Source organism: Pelomonas dachongensis, from assembly GCF_043555865.1.
GTDB classification, from domain to species: Bacteria; Pseudomonadota; Gammaproteobacteria; order Burkholderiales; family Burkholderiaceae_C; genus Pelomonas; species Pelomonas dachongensis.
In genome coordinates this window covers 76,381-91,867 of record NZ_JBIGHY010000001.1, presented here as the reverse complement: position 1 = coordinate 91,867, position 15,487 = coordinate 76,381, and the positions used below count along the sequence as shown (strand labels likewise).

The 15,487-nt window shown below is 69.6% G+C and carries 15 protein-coding genes; 12 read left to right on the top strand and 3 right to left on the bottom strand.

The window, feature by feature from the left end:
- Positions 1–143 precede the first annotated feature (143 nt).
- A complete protein-coding gene (locus tag ACG02S_RS00420) occupies positions 144–497 on the bottom strand; it encodes a phage holin family protein (RefSeq protein WP_394468462.1) in 354 nt (117 codons plus the stop codon).
- A 108-nt stretch (positions 498–605) separates the two neighbouring features.
- Here ACG02S_RS00420 and ACG02S_RS00415 point away from each other — a divergent pair, with 108 nt between their 5' ends.
- From ACG02S_RS00415 to ACG02S_RS00365, 11 genes are all read left to right on the top strand, one after another.
- The gene (locus tag ACG02S_RS00415; RefSeq protein ID WP_394468461.1) at positions 606–1,346 is read left to right on the top strand and encodes an energy transducer TonB; all 741 of its coding nucleotides are present in this window, start codon (positions 606–608) and stop codon (positions 1,344–1,346) included.
- Between the two features lie 18 nt (positions 1,347–1,364).
- Complete coding sequence (locus ACG02S_RS00410; RefSeq protein WP_394468460.1) at positions 1,365–2,129, top strand: MotA/TolQ/ExbB proton channel family protein; 765 nt, start codon at positions 1,365–1,367, stop codon at positions 2,127–2,129.
- A 10-nt stretch (positions 2,130–2,139) separates the two neighbouring features.
- Positions 2,140–2,556, top strand: a complete 417-nt coding sequence (locus tag ACG02S_RS00405; protein WP_394468459.1) for an ExbD/TolR family protein — start codon at positions 2,140–2,142, stop codon at positions 2,554–2,556.
- Positions 2,557–2,674: 118 nt separating this feature from the next.
- Positions 2,675–5,029 carry a TonB-dependent siderophore receptor gene (locus ACG02S_RS00400; protein ID WP_394468458.1) on the top strand — a complete coding sequence of 785 codons (2,355 nt, stop codon included), beginning with the start codon at positions 2,675–2,677 and terminating at the stop codon, positions 5,027–5,029.
- Between the two features lie 72 nt (positions 5,030–5,101).
- Positions 5,102–5,782, top strand: a complete 681-nt coding sequence (locus ACG02S_RS00395; RefSeq protein ID WP_394468457.1) for a Fe2+-dependent dioxygenase — start codon at positions 5,102–5,104, stop codon at positions 5,780–5,782.
- Between the two features lie 2 nt (positions 5,783–5,784).
- Positions 5,785–6,417 (top strand): PepSY-associated TM helix domain-containing protein, encoded by a 633-nt coding sequence (locus ACG02S_RS00390; protein ID WP_394468456.1) that lies wholly within the window; start codon positions 5,785–5,787, stop codon positions 6,415–6,417.
- A gap of 20 nt (positions 6,418–6,437) precedes the next feature.
- Positions 6,438–6,962 carry a DUF2271 domain-containing protein gene (locus ACG02S_RS00385; RefSeq protein WP_394468455.1) on the top strand — a complete coding sequence of 175 codons (525 nt, stop codon included), beginning with the start codon at positions 6,438–6,440 and terminating at the stop codon, positions 6,960–6,962.
- A gap of 18 nt (positions 6,963–6,980) precedes the next feature.
- Positions 6,981–7,817, top strand: a complete 837-nt coding sequence (locus ACG02S_RS00380) for a DUF4198 domain-containing protein (protein ID WP_394468454.1) — start codon at positions 6,981–6,983, stop codon at positions 7,815–7,817.
- Positions 7,818–7,981: 164 nt separating this feature from the next.
- Positions 7,982–9,013 (top strand): FAD:protein FMN transferase, encoded by a 1,032-nt coding sequence (locus tag ACG02S_RS00375; protein ID WP_394468453.1) that lies wholly within the window; start codon positions 7,982–7,984, stop codon positions 9,011–9,013.
- A gap of 5 nt (positions 9,014–9,018) precedes the next feature.
- Positions 9,019–10,395 (top strand): sulfite reductase subunit alpha, encoded by a 1,377-nt coding sequence (locus tag ACG02S_RS00370; protein WP_474103946.1) that lies wholly within the window; start codon positions 9,019–9,021, stop codon positions 10,393–10,395.
- A gap of 209 nt (positions 10,396–10,604) precedes the next feature.
- Positions 10,605–11,027 (top strand): SWIB/MDM2 domain-containing protein, encoded by a 423-nt coding sequence (locus ACG02S_RS00365; protein WP_394468451.1) that lies wholly within the window; start codon positions 10,605–10,607, stop codon positions 11,025–11,027.
- Positions 11,028–11,105: 78 nt separating this feature from the next.
- On the opposite strand, the gene ACG02S_RS00360 is transcribed toward ACG02S_RS00365, so the two are convergent.
- On the bottom strand, positions 11,106–11,501 hold the full coding sequence (locus ACG02S_RS00360; RefSeq protein ID WP_394468450.1) for a response regulator: 396 nt from the start codon (positions 11,499–11,501) through the stop codon (positions 11,106–11,108).
- A 217-nt stretch (positions 11,502–11,718) separates the two neighbouring features.
- Here ACG02S_RS00360 and ACG02S_RS00355 point away from each other — a divergent pair, with 217 nt between their 5' ends.
- Positions 11,719–12,543 carry an MHFG family PEP-CTERM protein gene (locus tag ACG02S_RS00355; RefSeq protein WP_394468449.1) on the top strand — a complete coding sequence of 275 codons (825 nt, stop codon included), beginning with the start codon at positions 11,719–11,721 and terminating at the stop codon, positions 12,541–12,543.
- Positions 12,544–12,550: 7 nt separating this feature from the next.
- On the opposite strand, the gene uvrA is transcribed toward ACG02S_RS00355, so the two are convergent.
- Complete coding sequence (uvrA, locus tag ACG02S_RS00350) at positions 12,551–15,439, bottom strand: excinuclease ABC subunit UvrA (protein ID WP_394468448.1); 2,889 nt, start codon at positions 15,437–15,439, stop codon at positions 12,551–12,553.
- Between the last annotated feature and the right edge of the window lie 48 nt (positions 15,440–15,487).

The window sequence follows — 15,487 nt, the reverse complement described above, 5'->3', positions numbered from 1 at the left end:
TCGCCGCGCTGAACGCGGGCGAGCCTGACCGGTCCCCCGAGGGGACGGCGATGCTCGCGGTGTTGAGCCGCTCGCACATCGCCGTGGCGGGCCGGCTTGGGAGCGGCCCGGCGCTCGGCCCGTGGGCGTCCGCCCGGGACGGGTCAGTCGCCAGGGAACAGTCGTTCCACGACCACGTCGATGACCATGCCGCACAGGCTGTAGATCAGCGAGCCGATCAGCGCGGCCCAGAAGCCGGCGACGGACAGGCCGCTCAGCAGGGACGCCGCGGCCCAGAACATCAGCGCGTTGACGATGAACAGGAACAGCCCCAGCGTCAACACCGTCACCGGCAGCGTCAGCAACACCAGGATCGGCCGCACGACGGTGTTCAGCAGGCCCAGCACCAGCGCGGCGATCAGCGCAGAGGTGAAGCTGGTCACCGTCACGCCCGGGTAGAGATGCGCCACCAGCAGCAGCGCGCCAGCCAGCAACAGCCAACGGGTCAATGTCTTCATGGGCGAGAAGCATACAGAAACCCCTGGACACCGACGCAATACGGAATAGGAATAGTTCTCATTCGGTGTTAGAGTTGTGGACTTCGTTCCACTGCCTTGTCCGGCGTGATGCCTGCTTCACCCATTGCCATCGAACCCGCGTTGCCCGTGCCCGGTCGGCGGTTGGTAATGCCTGCGCGGCCACCGGCGCGCGGTGACGAGCTGGGGCCGCACGGGCGCCGTCTGCTGATCGGCGGCGTCGTCGCGGCCCACCTGTTGGGCGGCTGGGCACTGCTGCAGGTCGATGCCGTGCGCAACGCGGTGCGCGAGGTGGCACCGGTGCTGATGGTTCAGATGATTGCGCCGCCGGAGCCGCCCAAGCCAGCGCCCCCGCCACCGCCCGCCCCACCCCGGCGCGTGGCCCCGACGCCCGCACCCGTGATCGCTGCCGCCCCTTCGCCGACGCCGGTTCCGGCCGCCTTCGTTGCGCCCCCGCCGCCCACGGAGCCGGCCCCGCCCGCGCCCGTGCAGGTGGCCGCGCCGCCGGCGCCGCCCGCACCCGCGCCGGCCCCCGTCGCAGCGCCCGGCCCGCGCCAGATCGCTCCCAGCGCGGTGCGTTACCAGAAGCTGCCGGACCTGCATTTCCCGGCGCTGTCCAAGCGGGCGCGCGAGGAAGGCACCGTGGTGCTGCGCATCACGGTGGACGCCACCGGCCGGTTGAAGCAGGCCACCGTACACAAGTCCTCCGGCTTCGACCGCATCGACCAGGCCGCGCTGCAGGACATCCGCACGGCGCGCTTCATGCCGTACATGGAAAACGGCCAGCCCGTCGAATGGCAGACGCTGGCCCCGCTCGCCTACGAACTTTGATCGCCAACTGAGAACCTCATGGACGCCACCGCCCTCGCCGCCACCGCTGCGCCCCCGCCGGGCTTCGGTCACTTCATTGCCCAGTCCGACGTCGTCGGCAAGTTCCTGCTCGGCGTGCTGGTGGTCATGTCCATCGCGTCATGGGGCCTGATCGTCGCCAAGGGCGTGACGCAGTACCTGCGCAACAAGCGCGCCACGACCTTCCTGGACTTCTTCTGGAACGCACGCTCGCTGGACGCGGTGCAGGCCGAGCTGAACACGCACGGCGCGCGCGACCCGTTCTCGCACCTGACCGCCCATTCGCTGCACGCGCAGGCCCACCATGCGCGCTACGGTGCGGCCAAGCTGTCCGAGGCGGGCACGGCCAACGACTTCATCACCCGCACCATCAAGAAGGTGCTGGACGAAGAGACCACGCAACTGGAATCGGGCCTGACGACGCTGGCCACCATCGGCGCCACGGCCCCGTTTGTGGGCCTGTTCGGCACCGTCTGGGGCGTGTACCACGCGCTGCTGGCCATCGGCATGAGCGGCGCCGGCACGTTGGACAAGGTTGCCGGCCCGGTGGGCGAGGCGCTGATCATGACCGGCATCGGCCTGGGCGTCGCGATCCCGGCCGTCATTGCCTACAACGCGTTCACGCGCGGCAACCGCGTGCTGTCGGCCAGGCTCGACGCGTTCGCCTACGAGCTGCACAGCTTCCTGACGCTGGGCGAGGCCCCCGGCGCCGCAGCACAGGGCGGCGCCACCGTCCGGCCGCTGAAGCCGGCCGCCGCCCACTAAAGGACCCGCCATGGCCTTCGCCTCCTTCGACAGCAAGCGCAGCAATGCGCCCATGGCCGAGATCAACATGGTGCCGCTCATCGACGTGATGCTGGTGCTGCTTGTGATCTTCATCGTGACGGCGCCGCTGCTGACGCACGCCGTCAAGCTGGACTTGCCCAAGGTCAGCTCGCAGGTCAACGAGGTCAAGCCGGACAAGATCGACTTCGCCATCGATGCCAAGGGCGAGCGCTTCTGGAACGGTGAGCGGGTCACCCGCGAGGAGGCCGCCCAGCGCTTCCTGGCCGAAGGCAAGAAAACCGTGCAGCCCGAGATCCATCTGCGCGCCGATCAGGAATCCGCCTACAAGGCCGTCGCCCAGACGCTGGCCGACGCGTCCAAGGCGGGCCTGAGCAAGGTCGGTTTCGTCAGCGAACCGGAACGCTGAATCTTTGCCGGCGCATCGCGCCGGCCATCCACTGCAAGCCAGGCGTTTTTCGGCCTCCCGTGCGGGAGGCGCAGGGACGGCAAGCCAGCACCTAGAAGTCGAAAACCCTGGAGTTCCCATGCCCATGATCAAGAGCCGCAAGCACAAGCTCGCCCCCCATGCCCTGGCCGCGCTGGCCGCCACGCTGAGCCTGCCCGTCGTCGCCCAGCAGGCAACGACCGATGCCGCCCGCAAGGACGAGCAGGCCCTGCCCACCGTGAAGGTGCAGGCTGCCAAGGACGTGCCGTTCAAGGCCGACGTCAGCGCCTCCTCCAAGATCACGCAGACCCTGCTCGAAACGCCCAAGACCATCCAGGTCGTCAAGAAGGAAACCCTGCAGGAGCAGGGCGCCGTGTCGCTGGTGGAAGCGCTGCAGAACACCCCCGGCATCACGATGCAGCTGGGCGAGAACGGCAACACCTCGGCCGGCGACACCTTCCAGATGCGCGGCTTCTCGCTGCAGACGTCCACCTTCGTCGACGGCGTCCGTGACCTGGGCGCCGTCACGCGCGACGTGTTCAACCTGGAGCAGATCGAGATCGTCAAGGGCCCGGCCGGCGCCGACACGGGCCGCGGCGCCAGCGCGGGTTACATCAACCTGATCAGCAAGCTGCCGCAGCTGGACAGCATCACCGACGCCACCGTCACGCTGGGCACCGACAGCCGCAAGCGCGCCACGCTGGACACCAACGTGCGCCTGGGCGAAAGCACCGCCGCACGCATCAACGTGATGGCGCAGGACAACGGCGTGCCCGGCCGCGACTTCGTGAAGAACAAGGGCCAGGCCATCGCGCCGTCCATCGCCTTCGGCCTGGGCACCGACAAGCGCTTCTACCTGTTCTCGCAGCACGTGCGTCAGGACAACACGCCCGATGGCGGCATGTCGACGATCGGTTTCTCGGGCTTCTACAACGCCACGGATGCCGTGCGCAACGCGCCGCGCGCGACCAGCCAGTACTACGGCAGCAGCAACGACTACGAGAAGGTCGAAGCTGACATGGTCACGGCCGAGGTCGAGATGGACCTGGGCAGCAACACGACCATCCGCAACATCTCGCGCTACGGTCGCACCCATATGGACCGCGTGCTGACCGGCATCAACGCCATCACCGCGACGACGACGACCAACGGCGTGACGACCGTGCTGCCCATCGACCAGTGGACGATCAGCCGCTCGCGCCAGCTGGTCAACCAGACCAACGAGATCCTGGCCAACCAGACCAGCCTGAACACCTCGTTCACGCTGGCCGGCATGAAGCACGACCTGGCGACCGGCATGGAGCTGATGATCGAGCGCCAGAACTCGCTGGGCACGACCACCGGCAGCAGCGCCACCACCACCGTCGTGCTGAACGGCCAGAACGTGCCCGGCATCGCGGTCCCTGCGGCCAACCTCTACAACCCCAACCGTGGCGACGCCATGGGCACGCCGCTGCTGAGCGGCGCCGACACCGAGGGCAGGACCTCCACGCAGGCGCTCTACGCGTTCGACACCATCACGCTGAACGACCAGTGGAAGGTCAATGCCGGCCTGCGCGTGGAGCACTACACCACCACCACCCACAGCAGCACGCTGGTCACCGGCGGCACCAGCGGCAACCTCGCCACCTACCAGCCGCGCGGCTACGGCGTTGGCGCGCTGGTGCCGAGCCACCTGAGCGCGTCCGACTGGCTGACCAGCTGGAACGTGGGTGCCGTCTACAAGCTGGCCGAGAACGCCACGATCTACGGTGCCATCGCCAACTCGATGACGCCTCCGGGCAGCACCAACTTCTCGCTGGCCGCCACCGGCATCAACGCCGGTTCGGCAGACCCGCAGGAAACCAGCAACTACGAGCTGGGCACCAAGTGGGAGCTGCTGGACAAGCGCCTGAACCTGAGCGCTGCCATCTACCGCACCGAGAACGACAAGCAGGTCACCACCGACCCCGTCACGCGCGTGAGCGTGCAGGAAGGCAAGACCCGCGTGGAGGGCATCGAGCTGTCGGCCGTGGGCCAGCTCACGAACTTCTGGCAGATCACCGCCGGCCTGCAGACGATGAAGACCAAGCAGCTCAACCAGCAGGCCTTCAGCGGCACCGGCGTGCGCACCGACACGGACGGCGTGCGCTGGTCGCCCGATTTCTCCGCCACGCTGTGGACGTCCTACCAGTGGGGCGACCTGACCGTGGGCGGTGGCGCGCGCCACATGGCCGAGCAGAAGCGGGTCGTCACGGTCGGCGGCACCACCGCGACGACCAACACGCCCAACCTGCCGGCCTACACCGTCATCGACCTGATGGCCGCCTACCGCGTGTCCAAGCAAATCAACCTGCAGCTGAACGTCGCCAACGTGGCCAACAAGGTCTACATGCAGGCCCTGAACAACGGCGGCTCGCGTCTGTTCCTCGGCCAGCCCCGCTCGGCGACCGTGACGGCCCGCTTCTCGTTCTGATGCACCTCCCGAGCTAGCCAACGCCACGCCCGCGCAGCTTCCCAGCCCGCCCGGGCGTCGGCCATTCCAGCCATGCTTCTCCACATTCCCGCAGTACTCAGCAAGGACGACGTGCGCGAAATGCGCCGCGGCCTCGACGCGGCCGACTGGACCGATGGTCGCCAGACCGTCGGCGAACAGGGCGCGCAGGTCAAGCGCAACCGCCAGCTGCCGGTGGACTTGCCCCTGGGCCGCCAGATCGGCGACCACATCCGCCAGGTGCTCGCGCAGCACCCGCTGTTCATCTCCGCCGCGCTGCCGCTGCGCACGCTCAGCCCGCTGTTCAACCGCTACGAAGGTGGCGGGCACTACGGCCTGCACGTGGACGGCGCCGTCATGCGCCAGTCCGGCACCGACCAGCCGCTGCGCAGCGACGTCTCCACCACCGTGTTCCTCAGCGAACCCGACGAGTACGACGGCGGCGAGCTGATCGTCGTCGACACCTACGGCGAGCACGAGGTCAAGCTGCCGGCGGGCGACATGGTCGTCTACGCCAGCAGCAGCCTGCACCGCGTCGAGCCCGTCACGCGCGGCGCGCGCGTGGCGTCCTTCTTCTGGACCCAGAGCATGGTGCGCGACGACGCCCGCCGCACGATGCTGTTCGAGCTGGACCAGGCCATCCAGCGCCTGCGCGCCCGCCTGGGCGACGACGCCGACACGAAGGCGCTGACCCACCACTATCACAACCTGCTGCGGCAATGGGCCGAGACCTGACGATGGCCGCGCCCTCCGCCTCCGCCCAACGTTCCGCCTGGCTCAAGCAGCTGCACCAGTGGCACTGGATCAGCTCGGCGCTGTGCCTGATCGGCATGATCCTGTTCTCCGTCACCGGCATCACGCTGAACCACGCGGCCGACATCGGCGCCACGCCGGTCGTCACCCAGCTCAAGGGCCAGTTGCCCGCCCCGCTGCTGCAACGCCTGCAACCCGCCGACGACGAGCAAGAACGCAAGGCTCCGCTGACGCCCGAGCTGCGCGGCTGGCTGGCCGACACGTTGCAGCTGCGCCTGGATGAGCGCGACGCCGAGTGGTCGCCGGAAGAGATCTACCTGCCGCTGCCGCGCCCCGGCGGCGACGCCTGGCTGCGCGTGCAGCGCGACAGCGGCGCCGTCGAGTACGAGCTGACCGAGCGCGGCTGGGTCTCCTACTTCAACGACCTGCACAAGGGCCGCCACACCGGCACCGCCTGGAGCTGGTTCATCGACATCTTCGCCGTCGCCTGCCTGGTGTTCTCCATCACCGGCCTGTTGATCCTGAAGATGCACGCCACCAACCGCCCAAGCACCTGGCCCATCGTGGGCCTGGGCCTGCTGCTGCCCTTCCTGCTCGCGCTTCTGTTCATCCATTGACATCACCACGAGGGTCTTCCATGCAACTCCGCTACTCCTTCGCGCTGGCCGCCGCCACGGTGGCCCTGCCGGGCCATGCCGCCGAGCTGGCACTCAAGCTCGACATCCCGCGCCTGGCCGTGGCCGAGTACCACAAGCCCTACGTCGCGATCTGGGTCGAGAAGAGCGACCAGACCTTCGCCACCAACCTGGCGGTCTGGTACGACCTGAAGATGAAGAACAACGAAGGCACGAAGTGGCTCAAGGACATGCGTGCCTGGTGGCGCAAGAGCGGCCGTGACCTGACGATGCCTGTCGACGGCCTCAGCAGCGCCACGCGCGCGCCCGGCGAGCACACCATCACGTTCAACACGGCCAAGGGCCCGTTGGCCAACCTGCCGGCTGGCGACTACCAGCTCGTCATCGAGGCCGCGCGCGAAGTCGGCGGCCGCGAGGTCGTGAAGGTTCCGTTCCAGTGGCCGGCGAAGGCCGGCGCCGCCGCCACCGCAGTCACCGCAAAAGGCGAGCACGAGCTCGGCGCGGTCAGCCTCACCGTCAAACCCTAAGCCGAGGAGATCAACACCATGAAGCTCAAGCACATCACTGCCGCCATCGCCATCGCTGCTGCACTGCTGCCGGGCGCCGCCCAGGCCCACCGCGGCTGGCTGCTGCCCTCCGCCACCGTGCTGTCCGGCAACGAGCCCTGGGTCACGGTGGACGCCGCCATCTCCAACGACCTGTTCTATTTCGAACACAACGCGATGGGGCTGGACAACCTCGTCGTGTTCAACCCGGACGGCAGCAAGGGCACGCACGAGAACGCCGGCAAGGGCCGCTACCGCAGCACCTTCGACGTGAAGCTGTCGCAACCGGGCACCTACAAGATCGCGGTCGTCAACAACGGCGCCAACGCCAGCTTCAAGGTCGACGGGGCGCAAAAGCGTGTGCGCGCCGCCACGCTGGAAGCCCTGGCCGCGCAGATCCCGGCCAATGCGCAGGAGGTCTCCGTCTCCGTCGCCGCCAGCCGCAACGAGATCTTCGTCACGTCCGGCAAGCCCACCGCCAAGGTGCTGGCGCCCACCGGCGTGGGCCTGGAACTGGTGCCCATCACCCATCCCAACGACCTGATCGCCGGCGAGACCGCGCAGTTCCGCTTCGTGCTGGACGGCAAGCCCGCCGCCAACCTGGCCATCACCGTCATCCCCGGCGGCATCCGCTACCGCGACAAGCTCGGCGAGATGAAACTGACCAGCGACGCCGAAGGCAAGGTCAGCATCAAGTGGCCCGAGGCCGGCATGTACTGGCTGAACGCCGCACCGGCGCGCGATGCCGATGCACCGCGCGGTGGCCCTGGCGGCACGCTGGAGAAGCCGGCCCGCCGCGCCAGCTACGTGACGACGTTGGAAGTGCTCGCGCAGTGACTGCAACCCCTCGTCTGGTCGCGCCGCGCTGAACGCGGGCGCACCCAGCCGATCCCCCGAGCGGATGGCGATGCATGCGGCATCCGGCCGCATGCACATCGCCTCACGGGCCGGCTTCGGAGCGGCCCGGCGCTCGGCCCGTGAATACCGAACTGACTACCGACATGAGTCTGTCCCTGGCCGAGCCACGCGTGCTCGTGCCACTGCAACTGGAACCGCACGCCGAGCCCGCGCTCGGCGCGCAGCTGCATACGCTCAGCGGCGCCACGATGGGCACGACCTGGCGGGTGCTGGCGCTGGCGGGCGACACCCAGCCGCGCGCGTGGGCGCCGGCCATCTATGCGGCGCTGCAGCTCGTCATCGAGCAGATGAGCACATGGCTGCCCACGTCGGCGCTGTGCCGCTTCAACGCGGCGCCGGCAGGCAGCTGGCACGAGCTGCCCGCCGAGCTGCGGCAGGTGCTTGCCTGCGGCCTGCAGGTGGCCGCCGCCAGCAACGGCGCCTTCGACCCGGCCGCCGGCGAGCTCGTGGACCTGTGGGGCTTCGGCCCGGGCCCACAGCACTTCGACACTTCCGGCTTTGCCCCCCCTGCGCCCGCCGACTGCGCCGCCGCCCTGGCCCGCGGTGGCTGGCAACGGCTGCGCGTGGACGGCACCCGCGTGCTGCAACCCGGCGGGCTGCAGCTGGACTTCTCCGGCATCGCCAAGGGCTATGCGGTGGACCTTGTCGCCGACACGCTGCGCGGCCTCGGTGTGCGCCACTGCCTCGTCGAGATCGGCGGCGAACTGCGCGGCCACGGCCTCAAACCCGACGGCCAGCCGTGGTGGGTGGAGCTGGAAGCCCCGCCCGACATCGCACACGCGCCCGTCACGACGCGCCTGGCGCTGCATGGCCTGGCCGTGGCCACCTCGGGCGACTACCGGCGCTTCTTCACCGCCGCCGATGGCCGGCGCCATGCGCACACCCTTGACCCGCGCACCGGCGCGCCGGTGGCGCATGCGCCGGCCTCCGTCAGCGTCGTGCATGCGCAGTGCATGTGGGCCGACGCCTGGTCCACCGCGCTGACCGTGCTGGGTCCCGACGACGGCCTGGCGCTGGCCACCCGCGCGCACATCGCCGCGCGCTGGCTGGTGCGCCGTGCCGACGGCGGCGTTGACGAACGGCTGTCGCCCGCAATGCTGGCGCTGGCTCAGTGACCGTGATCGGCCCCGACCGCATCGCGCTCGCGCTGCTGAGCACCGCGCTGTACGCGCTGCTGTGCGGCGCGATCTGGCGGCGGCAGCGCCGCCGCGCCCAGGCCGCCGCCGCTGCAGCGCAGGCGCTGCTGCCGGCCGCCGACGGCCAGGCGCCGCTGCTGGTGCTGCACGCCAGCCAGACCGGCCAGGCCGAAGCCATCGCCTGGCAAACCGCGCAGGCGCTGCACACCGCCGGCGTGTCGGTGCGGCTCGCGGCACTCGGCGACATCACCCGCGCCGACCTGGCCGGCGCCGAACGCGCGCTGGTCATCGCCAGCACCTACGGCGAGGGCGACCCGCCCGACGGTGCCGCCGCGTTCGTGCGCCAGGTCATGAGCGCGGCCGATGCACCCGACCTGCACGGCCTGCACGTCGGCCTGCTCGCGCTGGGCGACAGCAGCTACCGGCACTACTGCGGCTTCGGCCGCCAGCTGGACGACTGGCTGCGGCGCCAGGGCGCGCAGCCGCTGTTCGAGCGCATCGACGTGGACTGCAACGACGCCGCTGCGCTCGCGCGCTGGCGCGAGCAGCTCAGCCACATCGCCGGCACGCTGGACCTGCCGGACTGGGAGGCGCCCGACTTCCAGCCGTGGCGCCTGGTGCACCGGGAACGCCTGAACCCCGGCAGCCAGGGCGACGCCGTCTGCCACATCGAGCTGGCGCCGCCCGAGGGCGCCGCGCTGCCCGACTGGGCCGCCGGCGACCTGGTGCAGATGCAGCCCGCCGCTGACCCGCAGCGTCCGCGCGAGTACTCCATCGCGTCGCTGCCGTCCGACGGGCGGCTGCACCTGCTGGTGCGCCAAGCCCTGCGTGCGGACGGCTCGCCCGGCCTGGCCTCATCTCAGCTGTGCGTGCAGGCGGCCCTCGGCGACGTCGTGCCGCTGCGGCTGCGCGCGCATGCGGGGTTTCGCATCGGTGCCAACGCAGCGCGCCCGCTGATCCTGATCGGCAACGGCACCGGCCTGGCCGGCTTGCGTGCGCATCTGAAGGAACGCGCCGCCGCGATGCCCGCGCCGCCGTGCTGGTTGCTGTTCGGCGAGCGCGAATCGGCGCATGACGCGCTGTACCGCGCGGAGGTCGAGGCCTGGCAGCGCAGCGGCGTGCTGGCGCGGGTGGACTGGGTGTTCTCACGCGACCAGCCACAGCGCCGCTACGTGCAGCATCAGCTCGCGGAACAAGCCGCGCGCCTGCGCGAATGGGTGGACGCCGGCGCCGCCGTCTACGTGTGCGGCAGCCTGCAAGGCATGGCCGGCGGCGTCGATGAAGTGCTGCGCAACACCCTCGGCAGCGCGGCTTTGGACACGCTCATCGCGCAGGGCCGTTACCGCCGCGACGTGTACTGATCGCGTGTTGATCGGGCCTGCAGTGATGCAGGGCCGCGACAACCCCGATGTTTCCTGGGGTGATACGCGTTTTCTCCTGGGAGAAAGCCTTCTCTTTCCCTAGAGAAGCGCAGTACCATCGCCGCCGCAGGGTGCTAGAGAGTATTGAAGGCTTACGCGGCCTTCACCCGGACCCGGCACATCAACAACTTTTGATGGAGTGAATCGACATGGCAACTGCGAAGAAGGCCGCGCCCGCAAAGAAGGCGGCTGCACCGGCGAAGAAGGCGGCTCCGGCCAAGAAGGCGGCAGCGCCCGCGAAGAAGGCGGCTCCGGCCAAGAAGGCGGCAGCGCCTGCGAAGAAGGCAGCCCCGGCCAAGAAGGCCGCCGCGCCCGCCAAGAAGCGCACGCCCAACGCCGCCTTCATGAAGGCGCTGACCCCGAGCGCGGCACTGGCCGCCATCGTCGGCGCAGCCCCGCTGCCGCGCACCGACGTGACCAAGAAGGTCTGGGAGTACATCAAGAAGAACAAGCTGCAGGACGAGCTGCAGAAGCGCGTCATCAACGCCGACGCCAAGCTGAAGGAAATCTTCGGCAAGGCCAAGGCCGACATGTTCGAGATGACCAAGCTGATCAACAGCCACCTGAAGTGAAGCGGCGCCGCGCATTCGTGCGCGGCCTCGTGATGGACAAAGCCCGGCGCTGCCGGGCTTTTTCTTTGGCGCGCCGCCTCAGCGGCCGATCAGCCGCTGCAGACCGGCCTGCAGCTCGCGCACGTCGATGGGCTTGAGCCAGTAGTCGGCGAAGCCAGCCTCGCGCGCCGCGCGCACGACCGGGCCGGGATCGTCCGCCGACAGCGCCACCCAGCAAGAACCCTGCAGCGTGTCGGCCAGCGCGGCATCGCCGCAGGCCTGGCGGCGCAGCTCCAGGCCCGTCATGTCGGGCAGGTTCATGTCCACCAGCACGACTGCAGGCTGGCACTGCGCCAGCGCGGCCAGCGCCTCGGCGCCGGTCTCGGCGGTGCGCAACGCCCAGCCCGGCAGCATGCGAAACACCTCCTCCATCAGGATCAGATGGATGCGGTCGTCTTCGACATAGAGCACCAGCGGCGCGGCGCGGTCGGACATAACGGTTTCGCGAAGCGCAAGAAGCGGGGTCGGCACGATACCCCAAGCGCCCGCTGGGAGGGCCTTGTGAGCGCATCGGCAGCCGACGCGGCATTCCGTGATTTATCTCACCCGCCACCGCCCCCCTGTCTGCGGGCTATCTACGCGTGCTTTCCCTGGCCATCCCTAATACTAGGTGCATGCGCCCTAGGTCGGGCGCGCCGTTGCCGCCAGACCCATGTCGCTGATCGCCAGCCTCGCCCTTGCCATCTCCGCCGGTTCCACCCTGCCCCAGTGCAGCTGGGACCGCCCGGGCGCCAACCCCTTCATGGGTGACGTGGTCGCAGCCGTTGATCGCTACCAGGACATTCCCGCGGCGACGCGCGAGAAGCTGAAGGCCCGCATGAAGGCCCGGCAGTACGACGACATGGCCGTCATCGAACGAGACAGCATCCGCGGCCAGGCGCAGTACGAGCCCGAGATCCGCGACATGCACTTCGGCCCCGGCGCCGTCTGCACGACCGTGACGCGCAGCAAGTGGACCACCAAGACCCAGGAGCGCGGCCTCGTCTACTGCGAGGACGGCCAGTGCATCCTGGTGCCGACCGTCTGCCGCAACGTCAGCCGCATCCGCCGCGTGGAGAAGCCGGCCGCCGTGGCACCGGCCAGCGCGGGCAATGTGGCGTCGGCCACGCGCGAGGGTGCGGAGACCGCGCCGCTGGAATTTGAGGCGCCGGGTGCCGGTCCCATGGCCGCTGCCGCGCCGGACAGCTTCGCGCAGGCGGCCGGCGTGCCGGGTCTGACCGGCGCTGCGCCCGCATCGGGCGGCGGCTTGGCGGGCCTGGGCGGCGGCAGCGCCCCCGGCAGCTCGTTCGCGAGCAGCAGCAACGTGCCGCAGCTGGCGGGTATCGGCATGCCGGCCCTGCCGCCGGGCACCGTGCGTCCGGCCGATGGCGGTGAGCTGCCGACGCTGCCGCCCGTGCCCGAACCGGGCACCTGGGCCATGATCGCCGCCGGCCTGCTGGTGGTCGGCTGGCGGGCCCGCCGCCAGCTGAAGGCCTGAACGGCGCTCAGCGCTTCTTCAGCAGCGGGGCCAGGTAGCGCCCCGTGTGGCTGGCCTCGCAGGCCGCCACATCTTCCGGCGTGCCGGCCACCAGCAGCGTGCCGCCGCCAGCACCGCCTTCCGGCCCCATGTCGATGAGCCAGTCGGCCGTCTTGATGACGTCCAGGTTGTGCTCGATGACGACGATGGTGTTGCCCGCATCGCGCAACTGGTGCAGCACCTTCAGCAGCAGTGCGATGTCGGCGAAGTGCAGGCCGGTGGTGGGCTCGTCCAGGATGTAGAGCGTGCGGCCGGTGTCGCGCTTGCTCAGCTCCAGCGCCAGCTTCACGCGTTGCGCCTCGCCGCCGGACAAGGTGGTGGCGCTTTGGCCCAGCTTCACATAGCCCAGGCCCACGTCCAGCAGCGTCTGCAGCTTGCGCGCCAGCGTGGGCACGGCGTCGAACAGCTTGTAGGCGTCCTCCACCGTCATGTTCAGCACGTCGGTGATGTTCTTGCCCTTGTAGAGCACCTCCAGCGTCTCGCGGTTGTAGCGCTTGCCGTTGCAGACGTCGCAGGGCACGTAGACGTCCGGCAGGAAGTGCATCTCCACCTTCAGCACGCCGTCGCCCTGGCAAGCCTCGCAGCGGCCGCCGGCGACGTTGAAGCTGAAGCGCCCCGGGCCGTAGCCGCGCTCGCGCGCCGTGTTCATCTCGGCGAACAGCTCGCGGATCGGCGTGAACAGGCCGGTGTAGGTCGCCGGGTTGGAGCGCGGCGTGCGGCCGATGGGCGACTGGTCGACGTTGATGACCTTGTCGAACGCCTCCAGGCCCTCGATGGTGTCGTGTTCGGCCGGGTCGGCATGGCTGTTGTAGAGCTTCTTGGCGACGGCGGCGTACAGCGTGTCGTTGACCAGCGTGCTCTTGCCCGAGCCGGACACGCCGGTCACGCAGGTCAGCAGGCCCACCGGGATGTCGACCGTCACGCCCTTCAGGTTGTTGCCGCGGGCGTTGACGATGGTGAGCTTCTGGCCGTCCGGCGCGCGGTGGCGGTCGGTGGGCACCGCGATGCACGCCGCGCCGCTGAGGTACTGGCCGGTCAGCGAGTTCGGGTCGGCCGCCACCTGCTCGGGCGTGCCCTGCGACATGATCTGGCCACCGTGCACGCCCGCGCCGGGGCCCAGGTCCAGCACCCAGTCGGCGGCGCGGATGGCATCCTCGTCGTGCTCCACCACCAGCACCGAGTTGCCCAGGTCGCGCAGCCGCCTGAGGGTGGCAATCAGCCGGTCGTTGTCGCGCTGGTGCAGGCCGATGCTGGGCTCGTCCAGCACGTACATGACGCCGGTCAGCCCCGAGCCGATCTGTGACGCCAGCCGGATGCGCTGCGCCTCGCCGCCGGACAGTGTGTCAGCGCTGCGGTCCAGGCTCAGGTAGTTCAGGCCCACGTCGTTCAGGAAACGCAGCCGCGACGCGATCTCGCGGATGACCTTGTCGCCGATGTCGGCCTTGTTGCCCTTGAGCTTCAGTCCCTCAAAGTAGTGCAGGCAGTCACGCAGCGTCGAATGCTCGACCTCGTAGATGGGCCGGCCCTTGGTGCCCGGCTCGGCGTCGGCCGGCTGCAGCACCACGTGCCGGGCCTCGCGGCGCAGGCGCGAGCCCTCGCAGGCCGGGCAGGGCTTGGCAGCCATGTAGCGCGCCAGATCCTCGCGCACGGCGGCCGAGTCGGTCTCCTTGAAGCGACGCTGCAGGTTGGGCAGGATGCCTTCGAACGGGTGCTGCCGCTTCACGCTGCGCTTCTTGCCGCTGGCCGTCTCGGCCTGGTAGACGAAGCTGATGTCCTGCTCGCCCGAGCCGTGCAGCAGCACCTGCTGCGCATCCGCCGGCAGGCTGTCCCACGGCGCCTCGACATCGAAGCCGTAGTGCGACGCCACCGACTCCAGCAGCGAGAACGTGTACGGGTTGCGGCGGTCCCAGCCCTTCACTGCACCGCTGGCCAGGCTGAGCGTCGGGAACGCGACGACACGGTCGGCGTCGAATACAGTGGTCTGCCCCAGGCCCTCGCAGGTCGGGCAGGCGCCCACCGGCGAGTTGAACGAGAACAGGCGCGGCTCCAGCTCGGGCAGCGAGTAGGAGCACACCGGGCAGGCGAACTTGCTGGAGAACAGCGTGGTCTGCGCGCTGTCCATGTCCATGACCAGCGCCCGCCCCTCGGCCAGGCGCAGCGCTGCCTCGAAGCTCTCGGCGAGCCGCTGGCGCAGCGCGTCCGCACCGTCGTGGCGCAGCTTGATGCGGTCGATGACCACGTCGATGTCGTGCTTCTCGGCCTTCTTCAGCGTCGGAATCTCCGGCGCCTCCACCGTCGTGCCGTCGACGCGAAAACGCACGTAGCCCTGCGCCTGCAGCTCCTGGAACAGCTCGACGAACTCGCCCTTGCGGTCGCGCACCACCGGCGCCAGGAGCATCAGCTTGCTCTCGTCGGGCATGGCCAGCACCGCGTCCACCATCTGGCTGACGGACTGGGCCTCCAGCGGCAGGTGGTGGTCGGGGCAGAACGGCGTGCCGGCGCGGGCGTACAGCAGGCGCAGGTAGTCGTGGATCTCGGTGACCGTGCCGACCGTGGAGCGCGGGTTGTGGCTGGTCGCCTTCTGCTCGATGGAAATCGCCGGCGACAAGCCCTCGATGACATCCACGTCGGGCTTGTCCATCAGCTGCAGGAACTGCCGCGCGTAGCTGGACAGGCTCTCGACATAGCGCCGCTGGCCCTCGGCATACAGCGTGTCGAACGCCAGCGACGACTTGCCCGAGCCCGACAGCCCCGTGATGACGACCAGCGCATGCCGCGGCAGGTCGACATCGATGTTCTTCAGGTTGTGGGTGCGCGCACCGCGCACGCGGATGAACTTGGACTCAGGGGGCGACATGGGCGTTTTCACGAGGCAACCGTCCATGATAGGCGGCAACAATCCGAC

Excerpts from the sequence above, each read along its gene's own strand:
- ACG02S_RS00385 (WP_394468455.1), top strand. The coding sequence starts at position 6,438 with ATGCAACTCCGCTACTCCTTCGCGCTGGCCGCCGCCACGGTGGCCCTG.
- ACG02S_RS00415 (WP_394468461.1), top strand. The coding sequence starts at position 606 with ATGCCTGCTTCACCCATTGCCATCGAACCCGCGTTGCCCGTGCCCGGT.
- ACG02S_RS00400 (WP_394468458.1), top strand. The coding sequence starts at position 2,675 with ATGCCCATGATCAAGAGCCGCAAGCACAAGCTCGCCCCCCATGCCCTG.
- ACG02S_RS00405 (WP_394468459.1), top strand. The coding sequence starts at position 2,140 with ATGGCCTTCGCCTCCTTCGACAGCAAGCGCAGCAATGCGCCCATGGCC.
- ACG02S_RS00360 (WP_394468450.1), bottom strand. The coding sequence starts at position 11,501 with ATGTCCGACCGCGCCGCGCCGCTGGTGCTCTATGTCGAAGACGACCGC.
- ACG02S_RS00365 (WP_394468451.1), top strand. The coding sequence starts at position 10,605 with ATGGCAACTGCGAAGAAGGCCGCGCCCGCAAAGAAGGCGGCTGCACCG.
- ACG02S_RS00355 (WP_394468449.1), top strand. The coding sequence starts at position 11,719 with ATGTCGCTGATCGCCAGCCTCGCCCTTGCCATCTCCGCCGGTTCCACC.
- ACG02S_RS00390 (WP_394468456.1), top strand. The coding sequence starts at position 5,785 with ATGGCCGCGCCCTCCGCCTCCGCCCAACGTTCCGCCTGGCTCAAGCAG.
- ACG02S_RS00420 (WP_394468462.1), bottom strand. The coding sequence starts at position 497 with ATGAAGACATTGACCCGTTGGCTGTTGCTGGCTGGCGCGCTGCTGCTG.
- ACG02S_RS00380 (WP_394468454.1), top strand. The coding sequence starts at position 6,981 with ATGAAGCTCAAGCACATCACTGCCGCCATCGCCATCGCTGCTGCACTG.
- ACG02S_RS00395 (WP_394468457.1), top strand. The coding sequence starts at position 5,102 with ATGCTTCTCCACATTCCCGCAGTACTCAGCAAGGACGACGTGCGCGAA.
- ACG02S_RS00375 (WP_394468453.1), top strand. The coding sequence starts at position 7,982 with ATGAGTCTGTCCCTGGCCGAGCCACGCGTGCTCGTGCCACTGCAACTG.
- ACG02S_RS00410 (WP_394468460.1), top strand. The coding sequence starts at position 1,365 with ATGGACGCCACCGCCCTCGCCGCCACCGCTGCGCCCCCGCCGGGCTTC.
- uvrA (WP_394468448.1), bottom strand. The coding sequence starts at position 15,439 with ATGTCGCCCCCTGAGTCCAAGTTCATCCGCGTGCGCGGTGCGCGCACC.